Source organism: Lactiplantibacillus fabifermentans DSM 21115 (assembly GCF_000498955.2).
Classification (GTDB): domain Bacteria; phylum Bacillota; class Bacilli; order Lactobacillales; family Lactobacillaceae; genus Lactiplantibacillus; species Lactiplantibacillus fabifermentans.
Window position 1 is genome coordinate 20,815 of record NZ_AYGX02000070.1, and the last position, 26,262, is coordinate 47,076.

The window sequence follows — 26,262 nt, forward strand, 5'->3', positions numbered from 1 at the left end:
TCGTCAGCGGGCTTAATCGAGCGTGCCTATCGCTGCCAGTTTCTGTTTTAAATATTGTGCTAACGCCACGTTATCCGGTTGGCTTTGCCAATCCGGCTGTTGGACGAGCGCGTGCGCATCTTGTTGTGCCACTTGTAATACGTTCAAGTCCGCAATCGGATCACCGACTTTAAATGACGGCATCCCAGATTGTTTGACCCCTAAGACTTCCCCAGAACCACGCAGTTCCAAGTCTTTTTGTGCCAAAACAAAGCCGTTTGTCGTTTCCGTCATGATTTGCATGCGTTCAATGCCTTGTTGATTCTTGGGGTCAGCGACTAAGATACAATACGACGCCTTGCTGCCCCGGCCAACACGGCCCCGCAACTGATGCAGTTGGGCTAAGCCAAAACGGTCGGCGTTATAAATCATCATAATCGTGGCATTTTTTACATCGACCCCGACTTCAATGACGGTCGTCGAGACCAATAATTGAGTCTTGTTAGCTTTAAAGTCAGCCATCACGGCTTCTTTTTCTTCCGGTTTCATCCGGCCGTGCAATAATCCAACCGTATAATCCGGCGCAAAATATTCTTGTAAATTCGCCGACAAAGCTTCGGCGTTTTTAACGTCGAGCGTTTCGGATTCTTCAATCAACGGCGTTACCACATAGGCTTGCGACCCACTCGCCAACTGTTTGCGCACAAATTGTAACGCGGAGTTGGCTTGGTTGCTACGGACCCATGTCGTTTGAATCGGTTGCCGGCCGGCCGGTAGTTCGTCGATTTCAGAAACATCCATTTCACCATAAGCCGTAATCGCTAACGTCCGTGGAATCGGGGTGGCCGTCATCGCAAGCGCATCCGGTTGACCACCTTTTTGACGGAAAGCAGCCCGTTGATTGACGCCAAAACGATGTTGTTCATCGGTGATGACTAAGCCTAAATTAGCATAGTCGACACCATCTTGAATCAGCGCATGCGTCCCAATCAATAAATTGATATCACCCTTCGCCAAAGCCGCCAACAATGTTTTACGGGCGGCTGGCTTCGTTGAACCGGTCAACAAGGCCACGTTGACGTCTGTATCCGCAAAGACTTGTGCCAAGTTGTTGGCATGTTGTTCCGCCAAAATTTCAGTAGGCGCCATTAACGCTGCTTGATAGCCAGCCGTAATGGCGGCATACATCACAATGGCGGCCACAATCGTTTTCCCAGAACCAACGTCCCCTTGCAACAGGCGATTCATGTGTTTGCCCGACTTCAAATCGAGACAGATTTCATTAACGACGCGTTTCTGTGCTTTCGTCAATTCAAACGGTAACGTCTTGATAAACGCTTTGAGACGGTCATTGTCGTAATGAATCGCAATCCCATCAGTCGTCGCATCGGTTTGCTTTAATTGTTGCATCTGCATTTGGAAAAGTAAAAATTCCTCATACGTTGCCGAACGTCGCGCCGCCGTCGAGGCATCCTGACTCGCCGGAAAATGCATATCGTGAATCATTTGCCGCCGTGACAACAGCCGATACTTGGCCATTAACGTCGGTGGCACGATATTGACGATGGCATCGCCGTACTCATCATACGCTTGTTTAATGAGTTTGCGAATCGTCGGCTGTTTAATCGACTTGCTAGCCGGATAAATCGAACCAAACGCGGCTTCTTTATTATTCGGGTTAATAATTTTCATCCCGGAAATACTGCTACGCTTGGCATCCCAGCGGCCATAAACGGCAATTGGTTGGCCCGTTTCAATTTGTTTCATCAAATATGGTTGGTTAAAAAAAGTCACCATGTAAACATCATGATCGATTAATAACCGAAAATTTAGCCGACTCTTCTTACGACCAAAGCGCGCTAAGACCGGTTCCGACGCCACGGTCCCTTTCAACGTCACTTTTTCTTGGTCGGCAATCTCATTGACATCCTTGACTTGTAAATCATCATAGCGAAAGGGGTAATACGTTAATAAGTCGGCGACCGTATTAATACCAAGCTCCGCCAACGCTTTTTGCCGCGCCGGTCCAACCCCAGCTAATTCACCAACTGCATCCGATAATTGTTGCACCATCTCGCCACCCCTTTCCAATCATTAATAGTCTAATTATACCAAACAATCCCTGAACTGCCCAAAAAGCGCTGGGATACAGTACCGTTCTTTCTTGAAGCTAGTTATTGCCGCAGTCGGCTGACCGTAATTTCATCGTTCTGGGACCGGTCCAAGCCTGAGAAGCGGTCTTGGACCTCGCTTTTGAGCCTAAAAAACAAGTCTCAAAAGACGTCCGTGGTGTAAACGGCCAAAAAACGCCCTTTAACACCACCTTCAGGACGACTCCATTACGGTCAGCCAACTGCTAATCTCAGCTCAATTTCAAAAGAACTTTAAGTATATGAAATGGTAATTGAACATTTTCGATAGTGGTTGTTACAATCAAAAATTGGTTGTTAATAACCGACTTTAAGAAAGACCTATCGCTTGGCCGCATGTACTCGACTGTAACTGTATCGGTCTGGCTATTTTGGAAAAACACAAAATAAAAGGTCACCGCCTGATAGCAATCAAATATCTTTAAAATAAAAAATCCACGACATGAAACTATTGTCGTAGATCCTTTAACATTGAAATCAAATTTAGCAGGCGGTTTGGCCTAATGGAAGTTACCGTGAAAGTGGCGTAAATGTGGTGATTTCCCGCATTTACGCCACCGACGCCTTTGATGATTAGCGCACTTTGCTGAGCATCAAAGCGAGGCCTGAGACCGCTTTTCAGGCTCAGGCCGTTCGCCACGGCAACTGGAATTAGGCCAAACCGCCAGCGGCATTAGACCCGATTATTCCACTGAAATCAAGAATGGGTAGACTGGTTGGTCACCTTCGTGAATTTCAATTTCTAATTCGTCGTCTAACGCTTGGATTTGGTCAGATAATTTATCGGCATCGGCTTGGGTAGCGTCCGTCCCATAAATAATCGTCACTAATTCGCTGTCATCGTCAAGCATGTGCTTGACCATTTCAATAGTTGCTTGTTCACGGTCAGGGTTAGTGACCACGATATCGCCGTCAACTAAGCCCATGTAGTCATCTTTTTTGATGGCCATGCCGTCAATCGTGGTATCACGCACCGCATGCGTCACTTGACCACTGATAACCGTATCTAACGTGTCTTCCATCGCACTTTGGTTTTCTTCCAAATCAGCATCTGGATTGAACGCTAACATCGCGGTCATCCCTTGAGAAATCGTCTTGCTATGCACGATTTTTACCGGAATATCAGCCACATCAGCGGCTTGTTCCGCTGCTAAAAAGATGTTTTTATTATTTGGTAAAACTAAAGCCTTGTCGGCGCCACTTTCATTGACGGCTTTCACGATATCCGCGGTACTTGGATTCATCGTTTGACCACCCGCAATGATGTTGGTGACTCCTAAACCAGTGAATAACTTGCCAATCCCGTCACCAGAAGCCACTGAAATAATTGCATAACCCTTCATATCTGGTTTCGGTTGGGCATCGGCTTGGGCCACGGCAACGGGTGCATCTTGGGCTTCTTCGTCATGTTCCATAATCGTTTCTTGTTGCAAACGCATATTGTCGACTTTGACTTTAATCAAAGCCCCGAAGCGTTGCCCCCAAGTCATGACATCGCCTGGATGTTCCGTATGAACATGCACTTTAACGATTTCATCATCATTGATCACAAGTAAGGAGTCGCCAAGTTTAGCTAAATAGTCATAAAACTTATCGTAGTCGAACTTTTGATCAACTAACTTACCGTCACCAATCCGGACCATGATTTCAGTACAGTAACCGTACTTGATATCATTGGGGTCCAGTTTACCTTGGACACTTTGGTGATGGGCGGCATCGATCATCGAATCCATTTCCGCATCGTCTGGTTTGTAGTCTTCAGATTCGTCGACTTTACCACTTAAGGCGTCACTAAAGGCTTCCAAAACAAAGGTCAACCCTTGACCACCAGAATCAACGACCCCGACTTGTTTCAAAACGGGTAACAAATCTGGCGTTGATTTTAAAGCAGCTTCGGCCGCGGTGACGATTTGGGCCATTACTTCATTGATATCATTCGTCGATTTAACGGCTTCTTTACCCGCACCGGCAGCTTTACGCACAACCGTTAAAATCGTCCCTTCTGTGGGCTTCATAACGGCCTTATACGCCGTTTGAGCACCGGCAGCGAACGCTTCAGCCAAATCTTTGGCATCTAACGTGTCTTTATCGGCCACGTTTTTAGAGAAGCCCCGAAAAATTTGGGACAAAATAACGCCGGAGTTACCCCGCGCGCCCATTAATAAGCCTTTTGCTAAAGCGGACGCTAAGTCGCCAACCTTTTCGCTCGTTTCTTCACGTTCGTATTTGGCACCACTGGCCATGGATAAACTCATATTGGTCCCGGTATCACCATCTGGTACTGGGAAAACGTTCAAAGAATTAATGAATTCAGCACGTTGGTTCAGCTTTTGTGAAGCGGCTTGCACCATTTTGCCGAATTCGAGATTAGTAATCGTGGTGATTTTCAATTTCAAAATTCCTCCTTGGCTGACCGCCAATTTGCTTAGTCGTTCATTACCCGAACACCTTGGACAATGACGTTGACTGAATTGGCTGCAACGCCAAGCATGTTTTGTAAATTATATTTGACCTTGGCTTGGACATTCCGTGATACTTCTGAGATTTTAGTTCCATAACTAACGATAATGTTGACTTCGATCGCCACCCCATTATCTTCTTGGCGGACAACCACACCCCGCGCATAGTTTTCGCGGCGTAAAATTTCATTTAAGTTATCGCGAATTTGGTTGCGACTAGCCATGCCGACAACCCCATAATTATCAGTTGCGGCACCGCCAACGACGGTCGCAATGACATCATTATCAATATCAATCGTTCCAAATTGCGTTTTGATTTTGACAGCCATGAAAATAGCCTCCTTGTTTTAACGCGCTCATTTACGATAGTTTATCATAGCACAACGTATCATGAAAGAAAAATTACACGACTGCCCTTAACGAAGCCCACGCTGACGGAATTCAGCAGTAAAGTAAAATTACTTGATAGAAATGTATTGCAACCTTTATTAATCTATGATAAATTATTCTAGTGAATGATAAAGCAACGACCTTTTATCAATGATTACCGAAGGAGGCAGATCAACATGGCAAAAGACTACGTTACAGGCAAGCGGACGCATTTTGGTAACACGCGTTCACACGCTTTAAACCACAGCCGCCGCAGCTGGAAAGCTAACTTGCAAAAAGTTCGCATTTTAGTTGATGGTAAACCAAAGAAGGTTTGGGTTTCAGCTCGGACTTTGAAATCAGGTAAAGTAACGCGCGTTTAGCGCAGCAAATCGTCACCACAAAATTTATTTTGCGGGTGGCGTTTTTTGTTGCCTTTTTTTATAAAAACTGGTGCTTTTTTTATAAAGTTTATAAAACAAGGGTGGTCCCAAGGGCGGTTAGTTTGCGAGCATTAACGTGGAATCGGCAATTATGCCCGGTTTTTGGGCATGGTTGCTGATTCCGGGTTAAGCGGAACAAACTGCCCTTGGGACCACGCTTCGACAATCAAGCTAGGCCCGACCCAAATCTCCACCAAAATCAGATCAGAATTTTCTCAAAAAAAATGAAAACCGGCCATTTTACCGTACTTAATAAGTGTGACCTAAATTCATTTTTTGGAGGAACTCTTTTGAAAGCCTTACTAACACTAACCACCCTCACAAGTTTCACGGCCCTAACTCTCGCCGGCTGTGGCACCACTACCAAACAGTCACCAGTTACCACGAAAAAAGCCACCGTGACCAAAGTTGCCCAGCATCCGACTAAATCACCCGACCCAACCGAACCACTAGATACTTATCATCAAATCAAGCTGAACCAAACTACCTTGGCAGAGGTCAAAGCCAAATACGGCGCACCCACGCTCAGTCAAACGCTACCAGCCGATGACCAATCCGCTGAAACCGATTATCATTGGAAAAACATCAAAATGGGCGGTCATTTCGTCGATGTCGGCCTAATCGTGCACAACAATCGTGTGGTTGCCAAAGGCTATGAAACGCTGACCATCAAAAACGACCCGCAAGTGCTTAAAGATAAAGCGCGGAGCTTCAAAAAGGGCGACACGGCTCAGGCGGTGTTGGCCAAGTTCGGGATGGCGAGTGCCGAACAAATTACTCTTCAACCAAACGGCAACACCACCCGCACCCTGAAATTTCTATATCAAAATGAACAACAAGCAGATTCTTGGGAAGTGGGCTTCGAATTCAAGAATGATCACATTACCGATATGTTCCAACTACATTAACGAACCGCATATTAATGGCTAAACACCCAACATCATTGCAGCACTTCATTGGTAAGCAAGATTCTGGGAAAAACTTTCGGATACTGGTCAATTGCCGCTGACCTACAGCTAAATTACGACTATCGTTTAGACACAACTAAGGAGTCACCACTAGCACATAAAATAGTGGTGACTCCTTAGTTATACTGTTCAAAAAATATGTGCCGTTAAGAAAAACATCCCGGAAACAGGTTAACTTGCTGGAGGTCAACATTCGAAGACCACTTGATCTTACAGAGCTAATCTTAGTATGTTTTGATCAATGTTTTATCTGGTTGACTCGTTCTAAAAGTGGCATCACCGGCAGTTGTTGCCCAGTTGCCACCCGGCCGATGATTTTATGGGATTTCAAGCATCGCGGCTTTGAATCACCGCTAAAACGCCCGTATCAAAGCTAAACTGCCCGCTCGTCCCGACAAATTCGTTTGACGCCCATGAAATGGGATAGTCATTGTGCGCGGCTTGTAGTTGATACTTTTCGTCGGGTAATGTCAGGTGCATCGGCATCAACGGCACAAACGCCAAATAACGTTTGTCCGCTTCCTTAGCGAGCGTGTACGTCCCGGGTAAAAAGTATTGGACCGTATTTTGCCGGTCAATAATTTTAATTTTCGGCGCCAACTGCCGGAAAAACGGGTCTAAGACGAGCCACAAATTGGCTAACAAGTGGTCTAACCGGCCACCCGTCGCCCCATAAAGGTGTAATTCGTCCGGCGCATACGTTTCAAAAATTGATTTAACCGCTAATTGCGTATCGGTATGGTCCTGGTCCGGCTTCACGATAACCGCGCCGTCTAACGAGTCTTTAACGAGCGCCAACTCCGCAGCATCAATCGAGTCAAAGTCCCCCACGACCATCACTGGTTTGATGCCACCTTTAACGAGCCGCAACGCGCCGCGGTCAGCGCCGACCCACGGCCCGGGAATTTGCATTAAATCTACTGGCCAATTTTCGGTTGGTCCCCCCACAAGTAAATTTATCGTGGTCATTAGTTAGTCGCCACCTTCAAGTCTTCAATCCGTTGCGCCGGATCATCGCTGTCATAAATATATGAGCCAGCAACCGCGACCGTTGCCCCCGCATCATAACATTTTTTAACCGTGACATCGTTAACGCCACCGTCAACTTCAATATCAAAGTCATAACCGTTTTTTTGCTTCAAGGCATCGAGGGCGGCAATTTTGGTGACCATCGCATCTAAGAAATGTTGCCCACCAAAACCAGGGTTAACGGTCATGATTAAGACTTGATCAACTAATGGCAATAACCCTTCAATCATGTTCAACGGGGTCCCGGGGTTGACGACTACTTCCGCTTTAGCACCGGCTTGTTTGATTAATTGAAGCGCGTGATAAATATGTTGCGTACTTTCCACATGGACCCCAATTAAATCCGCGCCGGCCTGCGCAAATTGTTCCACAAACCGTTCCGGATCCACAATCATTAAATGACAATCTAAGGTCAATGAAGTTAACGGCCGTAATGCTGCCACGGTGCTCATCCCAAAGGACAAGTTCGGCACAAATTGCCCATCCATGACATCAATATGCAAGCTGTCCGCACAAGCTTGTTCAACCATTTGAACATCGCGTTGTAAATTTGCAAAATCTGCACTCAAAATTGAAGGCGCCACTTTAATCATTTTTATTCACTCACTTTTTCTTATTATAGATGACTTTTTTATTTTTAATCGTTTCATAAAATTGTAAGTAATTGTCGTAGCGACTGGCTAAAACTTCGCCAGCAGCTAAAGCTTCCTTGACGGCACAATGTGGTTCATTGATATGCACGCAACCGCGGTACTTACAGTCAACACTCAAGCGGACGAACTCCGGAAAATAATGGGTCAAATCAGTCGCCGGAATATCAAAGACTTCGTACGAAGAAAAGCCCGGCGTATCAGCAACTAGGCCGTCAGCCACTTCAATTAAGCTCACTTTACGCGTCGTATGTTTCCCACGATTTAAAGCTTGTGAAATTTCACCAGTCGCCAAATCCAAGCCTGGTTGCAAATGATTTAACAACGTCGACTTGCCAGCCCCAGTTTGCCCCATGACAACTGCCACGTGACCAGCGAGCGCTTGCTTGACCGCCGTTAGCGTATCCGCTTCAAAGGCGTGACGACCCATAATCACTTGATAACCGATTTTTTCATAGGCCGCTGCCAATTTTTGCCGCTCAGCGTAGATTTCATCTGACAGTAAGTCGGTTTTGGTCATATAAATGACCGAATGAACGCCGGCAACTTCTAGGGCCACCAACTGACGATCCAACAAGTTCGTCGAAAATTCTTGTTCAGTGGTTGCGGTGACCACAATTGCCAAATCAACATTGGCAACTGGTGGGCGCACCAATTCATTTTCCCGATCCAAAATTTTTAATAAATAACCTTCTTGCGGCGTCGTACTTTCAAACTCTACTTGGTCACCGACTAACGGCGTAATTTTACGTTTACGGAAATTTCCCCGCGCGCGGGTTCGATAGAGTTGGCCGTCAGCGTAAATATCGTAAAAACCACTCAGCGATTGTCGAATTTGTCCAATTTTCAAATTAGCACCACCTTATTTTTAATTTGGTACGGTCCACTTGTGTTAACAAGTCCATTGTACCAAAAAGAAGTCATGTGTGCGCATGACTTCTTTTTTTATTTTGCTGCATCGTTATTCGTTACTTTTAAGTTTTCTTTCCACACCACGCCGTTGCGCACGATTCGATATTTCGCATCGCCCTTCCCGGTAAGTTGCACTGGAATGCTAACCGTCGTGTCGTGAGTAATCCCGATGTCGCGATAGACCGAGTCAAAGACATGCGTGTCATCTTGGAGATAAACTTTCACGTCATTTGCTTGACCCGCTACCGAAGTCATCGACTTATAGGGCACTTTTATCTTAACATAAAAGTTCTGGGTCGTCGCTGAACTAGGCTGGCTCCCACGAGACATGTAAACTGTGACCGTTGAGCCCGCCCGAACGGCGCCACCGCCTTCCGGATCTTGATCGTACGAGTAACCGGCCTTCTGCTCGTCCGAATACCCTTGTTTGAAAGTAATATTCAAACCGTTGGCATTACCATAATCCAAAATATCGGCTTTGCTTTCGCCCGTCAAATCCTTTAAGTCGACGTAACGACTACCGGCACTGACCGTCAACGTCACCGTCGTATTCGTCGGTAAAACTTGACTGCCAGCTAAGACATCTTGGCTAATAATTTGGCCTTCCGTCACGGCCGAAGTACTATACTTTTTTTTGACGGTAAACCCCGCCGCTTTGAGGGACTTAGCGACCCCAGTATAGCTTTCGTTGACATAGTTGCCAAAACTAATCGCTTTGGCCCCACTACTGACGACTAAGTTAATGCGTGAACGTTCTTGAACCGTCGTTTTGGCACCCGGCGTACTTTTAATCACGTGGTTCTTAGCCACACTATTGCTTTTTTCACGCTTGATGGTCCCCACTGACAAGTGTTTCTTAGCCAGTTGGGTCGTTGCCACCACTTGGCTCAGTCCCGTTACTTTGGGGACGGTCGTGGATTGTGGTCGACTGAGTTCCCAGCCAACCGCAATTGCGATTAAGAACAAGACAACAATCGCCCCAATGATAATCAGTCGCCGCCGCAGCGGATGGCGCTTGGACCACGACCGCGTTGGTAATGGTTCCGGGTCCGGCGCACTCGTTGGTGCCGTTGTTGGTTGCGTGGCAGTGCTCGTCGCTGGTGCCGGTTGTGACTTGGGCATCGCTTGAGTTTTTTCTAAATCACGGTGAGCGTCAATGGCGGCGGCAATTTCCGCACTCGGCATGATTTTCGTTTCGTCATTGCCGAGGTCGTCGGGGACGAACCGTTTTTCACCGACGCGGGTACTCGACAATGTCGTCAACAAATCATTGGCCATATCCTCAACCGTTGCATAACGGTCGCGCGGATCTTTAGCCGTTGCTTGTAAGACGACGTTTTCTAACGCTTGTGGAATGGCACTGTCAAAGTCGCGGACCGACGGAATTTCATTTTGGAAATGTTTTAACGCAATCGAAACCGCCGTTTCACCTTTGAAAGGTACGGAGCCCGTCAACATTTCGTACAATATGATTCCTAACGAATAAATATCCGACTGCTTGGTCGCCATACTGCCGCGCGCTTGTTCCGGCGACAAGTAATGGACCGAACCCAAGATAGTATTCGTCTGGGTCATCGAGTGTTCGGATAAGGCCACCGCAATCCCAAAGTCCGTAATTTTAGCATTGCCTTGTTCATCTATTAAAATATTTTGCGGTTTTAAGTCCCGATGAATGATGTTATGCGCATGCGCCGTTGCCACGGCACTTAATATTTGTTCCATGATGTCAATCACTTGTTGGAGCGGCAACGGGAAGTTCTTCTTAATGTAGTTCTTTAAGTCCATCCCTTTGACGTATTCCATCACCAAGTATTGCATCCCGTTTTCTTCACCGACATCGTACAAACTAACGATGTGCGGGTGCACTAATTCGGTTGTGGCTAAAGCCTCACGTTGAAATCGTTTGATGGTTTTAGGATCATCGCGCAAATCCAATCGCAATAATTTGACCGCAACATCGCGATCCAATATTAAGTCATGCGCCAAGTAAACATTGGCCATCCCACCTTCACCTAAGGACCGGACGATCCGATACCGTCCGCTAAGTGTGTAGTTGGGTGTCATTTACTGGCCACCTCGCCATCAACGGCGACAATTAAGGCCGTGATATTATCGAAACCACCCGCCGCATTGGCAAGCTTAATTAACTGTTCACATTTTTGCGTCGCCGTTAAATCATCGGCTTGCAAAACTTGGGACAATTGTTCATCCGTGACCATATTCGTCAAACCATCGGAACACAATAATAATTGGTCGCCCGGTTGCATGTGATACAAGTTCGTATCAATATCCGCATCCGGTGAGATACCTAAAGTCCGGGTGATAATATTTTTTTGCGGGTGTTGCCGTGCTTGTTCCGTAGAAATTTCGCCGCGCTTAACTAACTCGTTGACTAACGAATGGTCCTCGGTCAACTGTTGCAACTGGCCGTCGCGGAATAAATAGCCGCGACTGTCACCAATATTAGCCATCAAAAATTCGTCATTAAACATTAAGGCCGCGACCATCGTCGTTCCCATCCCGTTTAAATCCGAAAATTCACGCGCTTTATCAATAATATGTTGATTTTCATCTTGAACTTCGGCAGCTAACCATTTCACCGCGTCGGTTGGTTCACTAAACGTCGTGTTTTCAAAGCGATATCCCATGTGAGAGACTGCCATTTCCGACGCCACGTCGCCACCTTGATGGCCACCGATACCGTCAGCGACAATGGCAAAGTTAATGCCCGCCGCATTTTTAAAGACGCCGACATAGTCCTCATTTTCTTTGCGTTGTTGGCCAATATCCGACCGATATGCAAAATCCACCGTTCACCACTCCACTGTTATTTTTTTCGTAAACAAGCAATGAAAAAGCCATCTGATAAGTAATCATCCGGATAGATCGATAAGGTGTCGGTCGTACGGTCGGCTTTTAAATTTTGTTTAGTTGCCGTTTTAATCAATTCAAACTCAGGATGGGCCGCTAAGAATTGATCGACGACGTCCTGGTTTTCTTGTTGCAAAATCGTACAAGTGCTATACGTCATGATACCACCTTTTTTCAAGGTTGGGGCAGTGGCCGTTAAAATCGCCAACTGAATCCGTTGTAAATTCTCGCTATCAGATAGTTGCTTTTCATAACGAATTTCTGGTTTGCGGCGAATCAAACCTAATCCAGAACACGGGGCATCGACTAAAATGCGGTCAAAATGCTGATCACCAAATTCTTCGCCAACTTTTCTAGCATCCAATTCAGTCGCCGCGACCCGGTCAGCCACATGCATCCGGGCTGCATTTTGCCCGATTAAACGGACTTTATTAGCATGAATATCTAATGCCACAACTTCGCCACCATCATCGGCATCTAGCATCGCCGCAATCTGCGTTGTTTTGCCCCCCGGTGCCGCACACGCATCGAGCACTTGGTCACCTTGTTGCGGATCCATGGCAGCCACGGCCAGTTGGGCACTTTCGTCTTGAATAGTGAACATCCCGTACTTCATCGCTTCAGTCGTCACCGCTTGGCCTTCAGTAACCACTAACCCTAATGGTGAAATTTCACTTGGTTCAACCGTTAAGCCTTCATTAGTCAACGCGGACGTCACATCAGCTAAGTCGGAAACCGCCGTATTGACCCGTAAGGATTGCTTGGCGGGTTGGTTCAATGAGGCAATGATACTTTGCATCTTTGCATCGCCCACTTGGTCCCGTAACGTTTGAATAAGCCAAACTGGAATACTGAACATCACACTTAAGCGTTCATCAGCATCTTCAATCGCGTCAAAACTTGGCAACCCACTACGGTCCATTTGATGCAAGACGCCAGTTACAAAACGCCGAATGCCGGGGTGTCCTTTGACTTTGGCAATTTCAATCGTTTCATTAAAAACGGCCCGTTGGGGAATTTTATCCAAAAATTGCCACTGATAAACCGCACTTAATAACAGTTCGTGCACCCATGGATCTAACTGATGAGGATGGCGCACAAATGGTTTGAGCCAATATTCCAAGGTCAACCGATGTTGAATGACCCCATAGACCATATTCGTTAATAAGTTAATGTCACGGCGGTCCATCGAATGTTGGTTAATAATTTGATTCAATTGTAAATTAGAATAAGCGCCATCTTTAATTTTCGCTAACGCGGCGACCGCTAACCAGCGGGGGGTGTTGTCTACTGAACTCATTTCGTAATTACCTGCTCTCCGGTCGCAAATTTATCAGCAGCCCCATTTAAATAGTCGGTAATCGTCATTTTCGGTTTACCGGCGGGTTGTAAAGTTTTAACAGCTAAGGCGGTCCCATTTGCAGCGGCAATCACTAATTCGTGTTTCGCTTTGCGAACCACTTGTCCGGCAGCTTGACTGACTGTTTCCGTCAATGGCGTTACTTCCCAGAACTTGGTCCGTTTGCCGTCCATCATGGCGTAGGCAATCGGCGCTGGCCGCATACCGCGAACTTGGTTATCGATCTGTTCAGCGGTCTTGTTGAAGAAATCCAAGACTTCTTGTTCCGGTTGGATATTTGGTGCAAAGGTCACTTCATCTTCCGGTTGTGGCGTCGCGGTAATTTCGCCCGCAATTAATTTAGGCAAGGTTGCTAAGAGTAAATCGCGACCAACCACGCTCAACTTGTCAAACATGGTCCCAGTATCATCATCTTTTTCAATCGGGATTGCTTGTTGCGCCAACATATCCCCGGCGTCCATCTTCTTGACCATATAAATAATGGTAATCCCAGTTTCTTTTTCACCGTTAATGATGGAATATTGGACTGGTGCCCCGCCACGATATTTAGGCAATAGCGAGCCATGCACGTTCACGGCTGCCAACTTAGCGGCTTTGAGTAACTTCGTTGGTAAAAATTGACCGAAGGCGGCCGTCACGATCAAATCCGGTTGTAAGTCGATGATGCGTTGCATTTCGGCACTGCCACCGATTTTTTCTGGTTGTAACACCTCAATACCATGTTCGACTGCAACTTGTTTGACGGGAGAAGCCGTCAAAACGTGCTTACGACCCACACGGCGGTCGGGCTGGGTCACGACGGCTAATACATCGTAACCGGTATCGATTAAACTAGCTAAAATCGGCGCAGCAAATTGCGGCGTCCCCATAAAAACAATTGATGTCATCTAAAAAATTCCTCCTAACCCACTTGGTTTACATAAAGTGCAATGGTTCCACATCAATCCCAATTTGTAAGCCTTGGCGTTGCTGTGCTTGGGTTTCGTGTAATAACGTGGTTAACGTTTTTTCCAAGTTGGGTTCTCGTTTATATTTAATAACAATTTGATAATAATAGCGGCGATTGACGCGCGCGATTGGTTTAGGCGTCGGCCCGAGCAAAATCGTCTGCGGGTCCAAACGCGGCCGTAACCATTGTAACAGTTGGTACATGCGTTTGGCAGCGATTCCTTCGTCGAGATCACTGGCAGTTATTTGGACCGTAAAATAATACGGTGGATAACCACCTTGATGACGCATCGCCATTTCATACTTAAAAAAGCCTTCGTAGTCATGATGCTTGGCAAAGCGAATCGCGTAATGATCCGGGTTAAACGTTTGAATGTAAACGTGACCCGTCTTTTCCGCACGTCCGGCGCGACCACTAACTTGGGTCAGCAATTGAAAGGTGCGCTCACTAGCTCGAAAGTCCGGCAGTCCCAACGCCGTGTCGGCATTCAAAACCCCAACTAAGGTCACATTCGGAAAGTCCAGCCCTTTAGCAATCATTTGCGTTCCAATCAAAATATCGGCTTCACCACTGCCAAATTTGGCCAATAATTTCGCATGGGCGCCCTTCTTACGGGTCGTATCATTATCCATGCGAATAATGCGCGCGTCAGGCATTAAGTCTTGCAGCTCTTCTTCGACTTTTTCGGTTCCCGTTCCATAATACCGAATTTGGCGACTATGGCAATTCGGACAAGTCCGCGGAATCGGTTCTTCATGACCACAATAGTGACATTTCATCGTATGCGTATCCATATGCAATGTTAGCGAAATATCACAGTTGGGGCACTTCAACACGAACCCACAATCGCGACACAAGACAAATGATGAATAACCACGGCGATTCAACATCAATACGCTTTGTTCATGCCGGTCCAACCGATCTTGTAAGGCAACTAACAGGGGGGCCGAAAAGTTACTTTCGGCGTGTTTTTGTAATTCGGTCTTCATATCAATAATCGAAACTTCCGGTAGCGGGCGGCGATTGACCCGGTCCGCTAACACGAGCCGTTCATAAACGCCCTTTTCAGCGCGGGCCCGCGTTTCTAATGACGGGGTCGCCGAACCTAAAACAACTGGGCAATCATGATACTGACTACGCCACAAGGCTACTTGTCGCGCATGATAGCGCGGCGCATCGTCTTGTTTGTAACTACTTTCATGTTCTTCGTCCATAATAATCAAACCGATTTTATCTAACGGTGCAAAGACGGCTGAGCGGGCGCCAACGACGACTTGGGCTTCTTGCCGTTTGATGCGGCGCCACTCATCATATTTTTCACCATTGGACAAGCCACTGTGTAAGACGGCAACTGCCTTCCCAAAGCGCCCTTTAACCCGCCGGACCATTTGCGGGGTCAATGAAATTTCAGGCACAAGCATCAAGGCGGTCTTACCTTGGGCTAACGCCGCCGCAATCGACTGCAAATAGACTTCGGTCTTGCCCGAACCAGTGACACCTTCTAATAAGAACGTCTTAGTTTCACTGCCATTGACCGCTTGGGTGATGCGATCCGTGGCGACTTGCTGTTCAGCATTCAATTTCAATGGCTTAGTGGCTTCGATGTCACTGGTCGCATACGGATCACGGTAAACTTCTAAGGCCACTTTTTGAAGCCAGCCTTTTTGCTCACCCGTGCGAATAACCGCTTCACTGACATCAAACTCATCGCAAAAGGCTTTTTGCGTCATCGTTTCACCGTTTAAAGTCGCCAAGCCTTTCAATAGTGCCAACTGCTTTTTAGCACCACCACGCACTGTTTCGGTGGCAGAGGTAAGTTCGGCCGCCGTTAAAGTCGTCTTAACGCCTAATTGGGTCTTATGACGAGCCTGATTTTTTACTTGATAATAAACTTCAACTTCACCCGCGGCTTGTAACCGCAATAGCTCACTGACTTGTTGCGGGGTGGTCGCAACACTGTCAAAATCAACGCTAGCCGCCCCGTGAAAGAGTTGTTCAGCCACGGTCGGTGAGGTCGTGGCCGTACGCCGTAACTGCTTTTCATACTTGGCCCGCATCACAGCTGGCAACATCGTTTGGGCACATGTAATTTGAAACGAGAACGTACTGGCGGCCAGCCAAGCAGTCATCTTTAAGGCTTCCGTATTTAACACGGGGGCCAAATCAACGACCGCATCGATGGCTTTTAAGTCGCCATCAAAATTCGTCACATCACTTGTCTTTAAGACAAAGCCTTGCACGCGCCGCTTACCGCGACCAAACGGGACCACGACCCGCATTCCAGGGGTCACTTGCGATTGCCACGCTGTTGGAATTTGATAACTGTACGGGCGATTCGTTTGCATCGTCGGTACATCCACTAAAACTTGGGCAATTTGCGCCACGCTACTCTTCCTCTCTCGTTTGTAAGGCGGTCAACAAAATTTGTTCAGCCACGGCCGCCTTTGATAATAAAGGCGTCGTTACTGGTTCATGCTCGGGGCGCAACATGGTGACTTGATTCGTATCACCATTAAAGCCGACGCCCGGCTTGGAAACATCATTTGCAACAATCATATCGAGCTTTTTAGCCGCCAGCTTGCGATTGGCATTAGCTAACAACGCCTGCGTTTCCGCTGCAAAACCAATGACAAATTGATGCTGTTTGACTGTAGCCAGCGTTTTTAAGATATCGGCCGTTTCCGTCAAGTGTAACGTTAACGGTTCATGGTCAGCTTGCTTCTTAATTTTTTGCATAGCAGTTGTCGCTGGTCGGTAGTCCGAAACTGCGGCGGCCATCACTAACATGTCCGTCGTTTTAAACTCAGCTTCGACTGCGGTTAATAAATCCTGGGCGGTCGTGACATCAATTCGCGTCACCCCCGCCGGTGTCGCTAACGCACTGGGCGCACTAATCAACGTGACCGTTGCCCCGAGATTACGAGCGGCTTCAGCAATCGCATAGCCCATCTTGCCCGAGGAACGATTCGAGATATAGCGCACTGGATCAATCGGTTCACGCGTTCCACCAGCCGTCACTAAGACCCGCTCACCATGTAGTGGCAAGTCCGTTTGCTGCGCTAAAAATACCGTTGTCGCCCAGTTTAAAATTTCATCAGGTTCGGGCATCCGCCCTTTACCAGCGTAGCCTTCTGCTAACATCCCGGTGGCGGGGTCTAAAACCCGGACCCCATCCGCAGTTAGTTGCGCTAAATTGCGTTGCGTCGCCGGATTAGCAAACATGTGGGAATTCATCGCTGGGACCACTAACTTCGGCGCGGTCGTCGCTAAAATCGTCGTCGTGGCGACATCATCTGCGAGACCTTGGGCCATTTTGGCAATGAGGTTGGCCGTTGCTGGTACGACCAACATTAGCTCCGTCCAATCCGCCAATTCCACGTGAACCACGTGTTGCGGGTCGGTCATTGTAAATTCATCGGTCACAACCGGTTGTTGGGTCAACGTTTGAAACGTTAACGGCGTGACAAACTCAGTCGCATGAACGGTCATCACGACGCGTACCGTGGCCCCTTGTTTCATCAATAACCGAATCAACATAGCCGCCTTATAACTGGCAATTCCACCACTAACCACTACCGTGACATGGCGGTGCTTCCAAATACTCACATTTTCACGCCCTTTACGTTTACATTAATGTTCTAATTGTATCAAGAATAATTGACAACGTGAAGCACGCGGTCTGCGACTATGGCAAAAAAAAAGTGCCAAGCCCGAGTGGCTCAACACAATTTAACGAATTAGTCTTCGTCAGTTTCGTCAGGGTCGATCATCAAATCGCCAGCAGCAATTTCTTCTAACGCCCGACCAATCGTTTTAACTGATTTGTAGTCGCTAAGCATTGGTGCTGCGCCGGCATCTAATTCATGGGCGCGCTTGCTAGCTAACATAATCAATGAGTAACGTGAATTAACTTGTTTTAATAAATCATCAACTGATGGATATAAGATCAAGATTCCGCATCTCCTAACATTTCTTCATACTCTGGCATCACCCGTTTAACGCTAAAACGTTCGCTACGAATAATCGCTTTGATCCGTTCAGCTGCTAACGGTACTTCATCATTGACAACGGCGTAATCATAGTTACGCATCATCTTGATTTCATCGACCGCTTTGGCCATTCGTTTATTAATAACAGCCATATCGTCGGTTCCGCGACCAATAATGCGGTGCTTTAATTCCATCAAGTCAGGCGGTGTCAAGAAGATAAAGACCCCATCGGGCATCTTTTCGCGCACTTGCATCGCCCCGTTAACTTCGATTTCCAAGAAAACATCTTTGCCCGCGGCTAATGATTGCTTAATATATTTTAAGGGCGTTCCATAGTAGTTGTCAACATACTTAGCATATTCAAGCATACCGCCGCTCTTGATTTCCGCCTCAAATTCATCTTTGGTTACAAAATAGTAATCCTTCCCATTAACTTCACCCGGCCGCATGGTCCGCGTGGTCATTGAGACTGAATATTGAAAATCGTTATCATCTGAGTCAAAGATTTCCTTGCGGACGGTACCCTTGCCGACGCCCGAAGGACCTGATAAGACGATTAACATGCCTTGTTTCGCCATGATCGCAAATTCCCCTTATTAAATATGTTTTAACAATTATTCTGCACTTTTTACGCCTAGATTGCAAGTTTTATCGCAATGGTAGCGCGGATTTTCATACAATGCTCATTTTTTTCAACAAAGAATTCGAAAATATTGCTTGCATTTCAGAACGCCTGTTCGTATAATATAAACACAAACAAATGTTCGAGGTGGCTATCATGCAAAACAAGCAATCCAATTTAAAATATATTTCTCAAAGCTTACACGCATCGTACCGTCAATTTATGGATGACTTTACGGCTGAAGTGCAAGTTGTCGCACCGTTGTTGCCGCAGATGCCGGCCTTTCAAATCGATTTGTTTTTAAACCAAGCCCAGGCTAACCACTACACCGTAACGTTGCAAATGCAACCGAGCCTGACAGAATCCCATCCGTATAATATTACGGGTTTCCTTAAGTTGTTACCGAGTGGGCAGTTGACCTTAGTCAATCGTTACCAACATGTCACCCACTTAATCGACCAAAATCATATTCGTTATATTAAACGTGTCTAACTTATAAAAATTGAATTCTTGCGTTAGCAGATGAAATTCCGGGCTATAAAACCTTGCATATCCCCGGAGTGTTGTTAACGCAATTTAAAAAGATTGATGTTATCGTTCAACCTACGTCCCTGAATGCGCAGTGCTTGATACCGGTGAATCAATCTTTTTGTTTTCCATTTTTTCACTCCCTTGACCTAAAAAATGGATTCGCATATTTGCATACACGAATCCATTAGTGCTAATTCTATTCAAGTTGTTAGCTTATTTCTGCGTTGGATCAGCTTTCTTTTCAATCCAAGCTAAGACTGTATCGGAGATGATTGCCATTAACGCGGTTGGCAAGGCCCCCGCTAAAATAATGGCGCCACCATCCGTCGCATTGGTCCCCCGGATAATGATATCACCTAAACCACCGGCACCCACGAAAGTCCCAATCGCGGTAATCCCAATCGCTAAGACTAAAGCGTTCCGTAACCCAGCCATAATCACCGATAAGGAGAGTGGTAATTCGACCATCCGTAAAACTTGTAGCCGCGTCATCCCCATTCCTTTACCAGAATCAAGCACACTCGGATCAACATTGAGCATCCCAGTATACGTGTTTTTAATAATTGGGAGTAAGGCGTATAAGAACACGGTCACAATGACCGTATTAACCCCTAAACCGAGACCAATCATAATAATCGACAGCATCGCCAGCGATGGCACGGTTTGAATCACGTTCGCAATCGCAATGACGGTACTGCTCAACTTACTATGATGGGCAATAAAGATCCCAATTGGAATCCCAATCAACGCCGCAAACAAGACCCCATAAATCGAAATCAAGAAGTGACGCGTAAACTGGCTTAACACGTAAGCGCCATTTTGTTGATAGTAATAAATCAACTGTTGCATCATATTCATATTAGCCATTATTTGCCACTCCCTTCAAAGTAATTATTTTTCTCAAGGAATTGTTTAGCCACTACTTCCGGTTCAACTAAATTGTTATCCACTTGGTAATTCAATTTTTGCATGGTCTTCAAACTGATTTTGCCGTTCAGCCGAGACAAAATTGATTTCAATTGTGGATGTTGTTTCAAGACTTTATTCGTCGCCACCGCACTCGCGTTATATGGCGGGAAGAAATTCTTGTCATCCTTCAAAATCTTCAAATTATAACTGCTGATTCGACCATCAGTGGAATACCCTAAAATAGCGTCCATTGAACCCTTTTCCAAGGCATCATAGACTAGCCCAATTTGCATCGGATAAGTCTTCCCAAATGAGAACCCGTAAATCTTAGTGAAGGCGCTGTACCCATCACCTTTACGTTCCATCCAGGTTTGGTCTAACCCGACCGTCAACTTCGACGAGACCTTTTTCATATCGCTAACCGTTTTCAAGTTATACTTCTTCGCCGTTTGTTGCGTCACCATGAAGGCGTACGTATCGGCAAACCCATATGATGGGAAGTAATGCATATTATACTTCGAGTTAAATTGACGTTTAACTTTAGCATCGGTGGCTTTCACGTTGTTCCGGTCAACCTTTTCACCCAAAATCGTGGACAAATCCGTCCCGGTATACCGAATCGCTGAAATATCAGCTTGGTCATTTTTCAACGCATTGAAACTAACCGTCCCCGACCCTAAGTTATTAATAATCGTCGTGTTTAAATTCGAGTAATGTTGAATCATGTCTTGAATCACATAAGCCATGATTTGTTGTTCCGTCGTATTTTGTGACGCAATTCGAATCGTATCCGAACTCGTCCCTGACAACCCAGGGAACCCGCAGCCGGCCAACAGTAATGCACTGGAAGCGGCGGCGACTAACCCAAGTAACCATTTTTTAAATTTTCGCATGTCGTTTCCCTCCTTACGCGTTGGTCGTCTTTGGTGTGACGGCAGCTTCGAGCTTCCCTAACAACCAATCGACAATTAAAGCTAAGATAATTACAGGAATCGACCCGCCTAAAATCAAGTCAGTTCGATACAAGTTCAACCCATTGAAGATGAAGTCCCCTAGGCCACCAGCACCAATGTATGACGCTAAGGCCGCCCAAGCAATGACGTAAGTCGCTGACAAGCGAATCCCGGCCATAATTACCGGCGCCGCCATCGGCACTTCAACTTTAATGATGGATTGCCAGCCCGTCATCCCCATCCCTTTAGCCGCATCAATCAAGGATGGATTAACATCTTCCATCCCTAAGTACGTATTACGTAAAATTGGCAGTAACGAATAGATGAAGAGGGCAATAATCGCGGGAATGGCCCCAATCCCGAAAAACGGAATCATTAACGCTAATAACGCCATCGCCGGAATCGTTTGTAACATACTAGCAATCGCCATGACGACATTAGCAATCTTTTTAACCCGCGTCAGTAAAATACCGAGCGGGACGGCGACCAAGACCCCCAACGCTAAGGAAATGGCGGAGATGTATAAATGTTGCCACGTCTTTAGGATGAGTTGCGCGCCGTATGTTTGTAAGAACGCAATCATACTTATTCACCACCCTTAGTAGCTGCTGATGCCGCTGCATTGGGGTTTTCATGGTGAATGTTGTTAGTTTCTTCGTCTTCTTCTTCATCACCCCAGAGGGCATCGTACACGATATCGACCAAGGTCGCCCGGGTAACAATCCCGACTAACCGATGCTGGTCATCGACGACCGGAATATTTTTGAAGCCCCGTTTCAAAATCCGTTCAACGGTATCGCGAATCAAAGAGTTCGATTGAACGTAGAAAATATCTCGTTTCATAATGTCATCGACACTCGTTGCCGAGTTGAAGCTGTAATCGACATCTTCAATACCAATCATCCCTTTTAGGATGCCGGCTTCGTCCGTCACTAATAGCGAATCGACCCGTTTGTCATGCATTAACCGCAACGCATCGGTCAAAGACTTGCCGGGCGTCGTTGCAATCGGATTTTTCAACATGACTTGGCCAACGGTGGTGATACTTGGCCGGGCTTGAATCAACCGTTCCTTACCAATCAAGTTCTCAACGAATTCATTAGCGGGATGGCGTAAGATACCATCAGGCGTGTCGATTTGCATAATCTTACCGCCATCCATGACGACGATCCGGGTCGCTAACTTCAACGCTTCATCCATATCATGGGTTACGAAGACGAAGGTCTTACCCAACCGTTCTTGCAAATCTTTAACTAAGTCTTGCAAAGCTTCACGGGTAATCGGGTCTAAGGCCCCAAAAGGTTCATCCATCAAGACCAAATCTTGGTTGGCAGCTAAGGCCCGGACGACCCCAATCCGTTGTTGTTGCCCACCAGAAAGTTCGGATGGATAACGGTCCAAGTAATCTTCGGGTAATTCAACTAACTTGATCATTTCTTTAGCCCGTTCGTTCATCTTATCTTGCGGCCATTTTAATAGTTTCGGTACTAAGGTGATATTGTCACGAATCGTCATGTGTGGCATCAAGCCAATATTTTGAATGACATAACCGATTTGACGGCGTAATTTGACGGGATCCATCTTACCGATGTCTTCCCCATTCAACTTAATTGTCCCTGAAGTCTGACTCAACATCCGATTAATCATCCGCATGGTCGTCGTTTTACCAGACCCAGACGTCCCGATAAAGCAGACAAATTCACCTTTCTCGATTTCCAGATTGAAATCTTCGACGGCAACCTTGCCCCCGGGATAAGTTTTATTCAAATGTTCCATTGTCAGAAACAAGCTCATCACTCCTATCATTTTTTAGTGTTCATTTAATTCATTTTAAAGCAGTACACAATAAATGATAACTTACTTTGAAACCTAATTGCAAACAACACGCAATCTAACTCATCGTTTACTCAGTAAAAAATTGCCGTTATTTCTTGATTTACCGGCGTTTATCGCCAAAAAAGAGCTTAGATATAAAACCCAAGCTCTTGAATAATTATTCGTCTTTCGCTTCACGGGCTAACCGCAATAGTTCTTCGGCATGTTCCAACGATAATTTCGTCACTTTAGTCCCCGCTAACATCCGCGCTAATTCTTGCGCGCGATCTTCTGGCGCTAATTTCGTGACACTCGTCTTCGTCCGTTTGCCAGTAATCTTTTTGGCAATAAAGTAATGGTGATCACTCATCGCCGCCACTTGTGGCAAATGCGTGATACATAAGACTTGCGAGAATTGGGCAATGCCACTGATTTTTTCGGCAATCGCTTGGGCGACCCGACCACTAACCCCAGTATCAACTTCGTCAAAAATGATGCTGGTGATGCCTTGCGACTCTGAAAAAATCGTCTTGAGCGCAAGCATCATCCGCGACAATTCCCCACCCGAAGCGATCTTGGCTAACGGCCGCATGCGTTCGCCCGGGTTCGTCTGGATATAAAATTCGACACTATCTAAGCCTGAACGGAAGATTTGCCCATTGGTTGGTTTGAAACGCACTTCAAAGACCGCTTTGTCCATATACAAGTCTTTCAATTCCTGATGAATTTGCCGTTGCAACGTCTTGGCACTCGCCCGGCGCTTGTCGGATAACGCTTCACCAGTCTGCAATAAGTCGGCTTTTTTAGCAGCGACCCGGTCGGCTAAATCTTCACTATTTTCTTCCGAATCGGTCATTTTCGCCAGTTCAGCGGAAATTTTAGCGTAGTAATCCAATATTTGTTGTTCCGAATCACCATATTTACGTTTTAATTGACTCAATACTTCTAGCCGTTGTTCAATCTCATCGAGCCGGCCTTCATCGAATTCTTGTAAATCCAATTGATTAGAAATTTGACCGGCAGCATCTTGTAAACCATAAAAGGCATTTTTGACATTCATCGTAATTTCATTGAACGCCGGGTCCAAATTGGCGATCGGTTCCAGCGCATTCATCGCGGTGCCGACCATATCCACGGCCCCGGTCGTATCTTCACCAGCCGCCAACAACGTATAACTTTGTTGCAATGCTTGACTGATAGTCTGATAGTTATCCAAGCGGTCACGCTCGGCCGCCAGTTCTGCTTCTTCACCGACCCGCACTTGGGCGGCGGCGATTTCTTCGACTTGGAAATTCAGCATATCCAAGCGCTGGGCCCATTCTTTTTCATTGGCATTTTTTTGCCGGAGTTCCTGGTTTAACTGCTGATAAGCTTCATATTGCGTCGTATATTGCTTTTTGAGCTTGTGAATTTTACGCGTGGCGAATTCATCGAGTAAACCTAAGTGCTTTTCCGGTTGCATTAATTCTTGATGTTCGTTTTGACCATGAATATCAACAATGGTTTCGCCAATTTGCTTCAAAGTCGTCGTGTTGACTAACATACCATTAATCCGACACGTATTCCGACCACTTTTCGCAATCTCCCGCTGCAAAATAACCGTATTATCCGCATGCTCAATGCCTACTTCATCTAGCAATTGGGCCGTCACGCCATCCGCTGGCAAAATAAACATGCCTTGCAGCACCGCTTTGTCGGCGCCCGTTCGGATAAATTCCTGCGATCCGCGACCACCGGCAAGTAAGCCGACCGCGTCGATGATGATGGATTTCCCAGCGCCGGTCTCCCCGGTGAGCACCGTCATGCCCTTTTCAAAGGCAATATCTAAATGTTCAATAATCGCAAAGTTGGTGATTGATAATTCTTGTAGCACCGCTAAATTCCTCCCTAAAAAAAGCGACCTGTCACACGAGGTGCCCAGGTCGAAAATAACTAGTCACCTAGTTATCGCTTAGTAGTCGTTGAATCATTTGTTGTAATTCAAGTGTCGCATCTAACGACTTACAAATAATGAGTACGGTGCTATCGTCACCGAGCGTGCCAAAGACATTATCGTAGTGCATCGTTTCAATCAAACTAGCGAGCGCCGGTCCATTACCGGGGAGTACTTTGATCAATACGAACTTATCTTGTGTCGCATAGGACACATAAGCGTCTTTTAAGGTACGTTTCAGTTTCTTTTCCGTATCCATTTGTTTTTGGACCGGCATACTGTAATGATAACCACCCGTTGCCGAGGGAACTTTTACCAGTTGCATGTCCTTAATATCACGAGAAATCGTGGCTTGGGTCACATCAATCTCTTCGGCACGTAATAATCTGACAAAGTCTTCTTGTCGTTCAATTTCGTTTGAACTTAATAATCGTTTAATGTAGCGTTGGCGTTCTTGCTTTTTCACCCGATCACCCCCGGCGTCTTAGTCATATCTATTTAAACACATCATAAGCTATTTTGCATAAATATGAAAGACTGGATTTGAAATCTATTACTTATTCAATTGATCATACGCGGCTTGTTGTGTTTTTTCAATCGATACGGTGGGTGCAATCGTGGCTTCGGCGGCCGTGGCTTGCAAGTGTACTAAGAATTCAATGTTGCCTTCGCCACCTTTGATTGGTGAATAATCCAACCCCAAGACGTTAAAACCGGCACTTTGCGCAAAATTGACAATATCAGTCAACACTTCCGTATGCACACTCGGTTCACGCACGATACCGTGCTTGCCGACATTTTCCCGACCAGCTTCGAATTGCGGCTTAATTAACGCCACGACTTCGCCGCCGTCAGCGATGATGCCATGTAATGGTGGCAAAATCAAATGTAATGAGATAAACGAGACATCAATCGAGGCAAAGCTCGGTTGGCCGCGTTTGAAGTCCGCTAACTTGCTGTAACGGAAATTCGTATGTTCCATCACTTCTACCCGTGGATCACTCCGGAGCTTCCAGACAAGCTGATTACTCCCAACATCCAAGGCATAACTCATTTTGGCGCCACTTTGTAACATCACGTCGGTAAAGCCACCCGTGGACGACCCAATATCTAACACCGTTTTATCGGTGACATCAATATCAAAGCTCTTTAAAGCTTTTTCCAATTTCAAACCGCCCCGCGAGACGTAAGGCATCGGCTTGCCTTTCAAGTGCAACTCAGTGGTAACGGGAATCTTCATCCCGGGTTTATCCAACCGTTCTTCATTGACACCTAAAATTTCACCGGCCATGACGGCCCGCTTGGCTTTTTCACGTGTATCAAATAATCCTTGTTGGACTAATAAAACGTCCACCCGTTCTTTTTCCATCT

General features: G+C 46.3%; 24 protein-coding genes. 3 read left to right on the forward strand and 21 right to left on the reverse strand.

The genetic code is table 11. The features are described 5' to 3' along the window. Window positions 1–12: 12 nt before the first annotated feature. The 3 genes from recG to DY78_RS05800 form a co-directional block, all read right to left on the reverse strand. Window positions 13–2,052, reverse strand: coding sequence for an ATP-dependent DNA helicase RecG (gene recG / locus DY78_RS05790; protein ID WP_024625606.1), 2,040 nt, complete (start codon window positions 2,050–2,052; stop codon window positions 13–15). A 760-nt stretch (window positions 2,053–2,812) separates the two neighbouring features. Next, window positions 2,813–4,519 (reverse strand): DAK2 domain-containing protein, encoded by a 1,707-nt coding sequence (locus DY78_RS05795; RefSeq protein WP_024625605.1) that lies wholly within the window; start codon window positions 4,517–4,519, stop codon window positions 2,813–2,815. A 35-nt stretch (window positions 4,520–4,554) separates the two neighbouring features. Beyond that, a complete protein-coding gene (locus DY78_RS05800; RefSeq protein ID WP_024625604.1) occupies window positions 4,555–4,917 on the reverse strand; it encodes an Asp23/Gls24 family envelope stress response protein in 363 nt (120 codons plus the stop codon). A gap of 237 nt (window positions 4,918–5,154) precedes the next feature. On the opposite strand from DY78_RS05800, the gene rpmB reads away from it, so the two are divergent. Further along, window positions 5,155–5,340, forward strand: a complete 186-nt coding sequence (rpmB, locus tag DY78_RS05805; protein ID WP_003638622.1) for a 50S ribosomal protein L28 — start codon at window positions 5,155–5,157, stop codon at window positions 5,338–5,340. A 350-nt stretch (window positions 5,341–5,690) separates the two neighbouring features. Then, entirely contained in the window at window positions 5,691–6,308 is a 618-nt protein-coding gene (locus DY78_RS05810) for a hypothetical protein (RefSeq protein WP_024625603.1), read from the forward strand. Between the two features lie 387 nt (window positions 6,309–6,695). Here the strand turns inward: DY78_RS05810 and DY78_RS05815 are convergent, their stop codons facing one another. From DY78_RS05815 to gmk, 11 genes are all read right to left on the reverse strand, one after another. Then, window positions 6,696–7,337 carry a thiamine diphosphokinase gene (locus DY78_RS05815; protein ID WP_024625602.1) on the reverse strand — a complete coding sequence of 214 codons (642 nt, stop codon included), beginning with the start codon at window positions 7,335–7,337 and terminating at the stop codon, window positions 6,696–6,698. Further along, window positions 7,337–7,990, reverse strand: a complete 654-nt coding sequence (gene rpe, locus DY78_RS05820) for a ribulose-phosphate 3-epimerase (protein ID WP_024625601.1) — start codon at window positions 7,988–7,990, stop codon at window positions 7,337–7,339. Before rpe ends, DY78_RS05815 begins: the two co-directional genes overlap by 1 nt. 10 nt (window positions 7,991–8,000) lie before the next feature. Then, entirely contained in the window at window positions 8,001–8,897 is an 897-nt protein-coding gene (gene rsgA, locus DY78_RS05825; protein ID WP_024625600.1) for a ribosome small subunit-dependent GTPase A, read from the reverse strand. A gap of 95 nt (window positions 8,898–8,992) precedes the next feature. Next, entirely contained in the window at window positions 8,993–11,023 is a 2,031-nt protein-coding gene (gene pknB, locus DY78_RS05830) for a Stk1 family PASTA domain-containing Ser/Thr kinase (RefSeq protein ID WP_024625599.1), read from the reverse strand. Then, on the reverse strand, window positions 11,020–11,769 hold the full coding sequence (locus tag DY78_RS05835) for a Stp1/IreP family PP2C-type Ser/Thr phosphatase (protein ID WP_024625598.1): 750 nt from the start codon (window positions 11,767–11,769) through the stop codon (window positions 11,020–11,022). The genes pknB and DY78_RS05835 overlap by 4 nt, the downstream gene beginning before the upstream one ends. A gap of 17 nt (window positions 11,770–11,786) precedes the next feature. After that, on the reverse strand, window positions 11,787–13,130 hold the full coding sequence (gene rsmB / locus DY78_RS05840) for a 16S rRNA (cytosine(967)-C(5))-methyltransferase RsmB (RefSeq protein WP_024625597.1): 1,344 nt from the start codon (window positions 13,128–13,130) through the stop codon (window positions 11,787–11,789). Beyond that, window positions 13,127–14,077 (reverse strand): methionyl-tRNA formyltransferase, encoded by a 951-nt coding sequence (fmt, locus tag DY78_RS05845; RefSeq protein WP_024625596.1) that lies wholly within the window; start codon window positions 14,075–14,077, stop codon window positions 13,127–13,129. The genes rsmB and fmt overlap by 4 nt, the downstream gene beginning before the upstream one ends. A gap of 28 nt (window positions 14,078–14,105) precedes the next feature. Then, complete coding sequence (priA, locus tag DY78_RS05850) at window positions 14,106–16,523, reverse strand: primosomal protein N' (RefSeq protein ID WP_024625595.1); 2,418 nt, start codon at window positions 16,521–16,523, stop codon at window positions 14,106–14,108. A gap of 1 nt (window position 16,524) precedes the next feature. Continuing rightward, the gene (coaBC, locus tag DY78_RS05855; protein ID WP_024625594.1) at window positions 16,525–17,745 is read right to left on the reverse strand and encodes a bifunctional phosphopantothenoylcysteine decarboxylase/phosphopantothenate--cysteine ligase CoaBC; all 1,221 of its coding nucleotides are present in this window, start codon (window positions 17,743–17,745) and stop codon (window positions 16,525–16,527) included. A gap of 131 nt (window positions 17,746–17,876) precedes the next feature. Continuing rightward, on the reverse strand, window positions 17,877–18,089 hold the full coding sequence (gene rpoZ, locus DY78_RS05860; RefSeq protein ID WP_024625593.1) for a DNA-directed RNA polymerase subunit omega: 213 nt from the start codon (window positions 18,087–18,089) through the stop codon (window positions 17,877–17,879). After that, entirely contained in the window at window positions 18,086–18,706 is a 621-nt protein-coding gene (gene gmk, locus DY78_RS05865) for a guanylate kinase (protein ID WP_024625592.1), read from the reverse strand. The genes rpoZ and gmk overlap by 4 nt, the downstream gene beginning before the upstream one ends. Before the next feature lie 200 nt (window positions 18,707–18,906). On the opposite strand from gmk, the gene DY78_RS05870 reads away from it, so the two are divergent. After that, complete coding sequence (locus tag DY78_RS05870) at window positions 18,907–19,242, forward strand: hypothetical protein (protein ID WP_024625591.1); 336 nt, start codon at window positions 18,907–18,909, stop codon at window positions 19,240–19,242. 252 nt (window positions 19,243–19,494) lie between these two features. Here DY78_RS05870 and DY78_RS05875 read toward each other — a convergent pair whose 3' ends face one another. The 7 genes from DY78_RS05875 to DY78_RS05905 form a co-directional block, all read right to left on the reverse strand. Beyond that, window positions 19,495–20,148, reverse strand: a complete 654-nt coding sequence (locus DY78_RS05875) for an ABC transporter permease (protein WP_024625590.1) — start codon at window positions 20,146–20,148, stop codon at window positions 19,495–19,497. Further along, window positions 20,148–21,083, reverse strand: coding sequence for an osmoprotectant ABC transporter substrate-binding protein (locus DY78_RS05880; RefSeq protein WP_024625589.1), 936 nt, complete (start codon window positions 21,081–21,083; stop codon window positions 20,148–20,150). Before DY78_RS05880 ends, DY78_RS05875 begins: the two co-directional genes overlap by 1 nt. Before the next feature lie 13 nt (window positions 21,084–21,096). Then, a complete protein-coding gene (locus tag DY78_RS05885) occupies window positions 21,097–21,726 on the reverse strand; it encodes an ABC transporter permease (protein ID WP_024625588.1) in 630 nt (209 codons plus the stop codon). 2 nt (window positions 21,727–21,728) lie between these two features. Next, window positions 21,729–22,919: a betaine/proline/choline family ABC transporter ATP-binding protein gene (locus DY78_RS05890; RefSeq protein WP_029779091.1), complete on the reverse strand. Its 1,191-nt coding sequence runs from the start codon at window positions 22,917–22,919 to the stop codon at window positions 21,729–21,731. Window positions 22,920–23,136: 217 nt separating this feature from the next. Further along, window positions 23,137–24,831: a DNA repair protein RecN gene (gene recN / locus DY78_RS05895; protein ID WP_024625586.1), complete on the reverse strand. Its 1,695-nt coding sequence runs from the start codon at window positions 24,829–24,831 to the stop codon at window positions 23,137–23,139. A 67-nt stretch (window positions 24,832–24,898) separates the two neighbouring features. After that, window positions 24,899–25,357 (reverse strand): arginine repressor, encoded by a 459-nt coding sequence (locus DY78_RS05900; RefSeq protein WP_024625585.1) that lies wholly within the window; start codon window positions 25,355–25,357, stop codon window positions 24,899–24,901. A gap of 87 nt (window positions 25,358–25,444) precedes the next feature. After that, window positions 25,445–26,260, reverse strand: a complete 816-nt coding sequence (locus DY78_RS05905; protein WP_024625584.1) for a TlyA family RNA methyltransferase — start codon at window positions 26,258–26,260, stop codon at window positions 25,445–25,447. Window positions 26,261–26,262 lie beyond the last annotated feature (2 nt).

Excerpts from the sequence above, each read along its gene's own strand:
- recG (WP_024625606.1), bottom strand. The coding sequence starts at position 2,052 with ATGGTGCAACAATTATCGGATGCAGTTGGTGAATTAGCTGGGGTTGGA.
- DY78_RS05800 (WP_024625604.1), bottom strand. The coding sequence starts at position 4,917 with ATGGCTGTCAAAATCAAAACGCAATTTGGAACGATTGATATTGATAAT.
- rpmB (WP_003638622.1), top strand. The coding sequence starts at position 5,155 with ATGGCAAAAGACTACGTTACAGGCAAGCGGACGCATTTTGGTAACACG.
- DY78_RS05815 (WP_024625602.1), bottom strand. The coding sequence starts at position 7,337 with ATGACCACGATAAATTTACTTGTGGGGGGACCAACCGAAAATTGGCCA.
- rpe (WP_024625601.1), bottom strand. The coding sequence starts at position 7,990 with ATGATTAAAGTGGCGCCTTCAATTTTGAGTGCAGATTTTGCAAATTTA.
- pknB (WP_024625599.1), bottom strand. The coding sequence starts at position 11,023 with ATGACACCCAACTACACACTTAGCGGACGGTATCGGATCGTCCGGTCC.
- rsmB (WP_024625597.1), bottom strand. The coding sequence starts at position 13,130 with ATGAGTTCAGTAGACAACACCCCCCGCTGGTTAGCGGTCGCCGCGTTA.
- fmt (WP_024625596.1), bottom strand. The coding sequence starts at position 14,077 with ATGACATCAATTGTTTTTATGGGGACGCCGCAATTTGCTGCGCCGATT.
- gmk (WP_024625592.1), bottom strand. The coding sequence starts at position 18,706 with ATGGCGAAACAAGGCATGTTAATCGTCTTATCAGGTCCTTCGGGCGTC.
- DY78_RS05870 (WP_024625591.1), top strand. The coding sequence starts at position 18,907 with ATGCAAAACAAGCAATCCAATTTAAAATATATTTCTCAAAGCTTACAC.
- DY78_RS05875 (WP_024625590.1), bottom strand. The coding sequence starts at position 20,148 with ATGGCTAATATGAATATGATGCAACAGTTGATTTATTACTATCAACAA.
- DY78_RS05880 (WP_024625589.1), bottom strand. The coding sequence starts at position 21,083 with ATGCGAAAATTTAAAAAATGGTTACTTGGGTTAGTCGCCGCCGCTTCC.
- DY78_RS05885 (WP_024625588.1), bottom strand. The coding sequence starts at position 21,726 with ATGATTGCGTTCTTACAAACATACGGCGCGCAACTCATCCTAAAGACG.
- DY78_RS05890 (WP_029779091.1), bottom strand. The coding sequence starts at position 22,919 with ATGGAACATTTGAATAAAACTTATCCCGGGGGCAAGGTTGCCGTCGAA.
- DY78_RS05905 (WP_024625584.1), bottom strand. The coding sequence starts at position 26,260 with ATGGAAAAAGAACGGGTGGACGTTTTATTAGTCCAACAAGGATTATTT.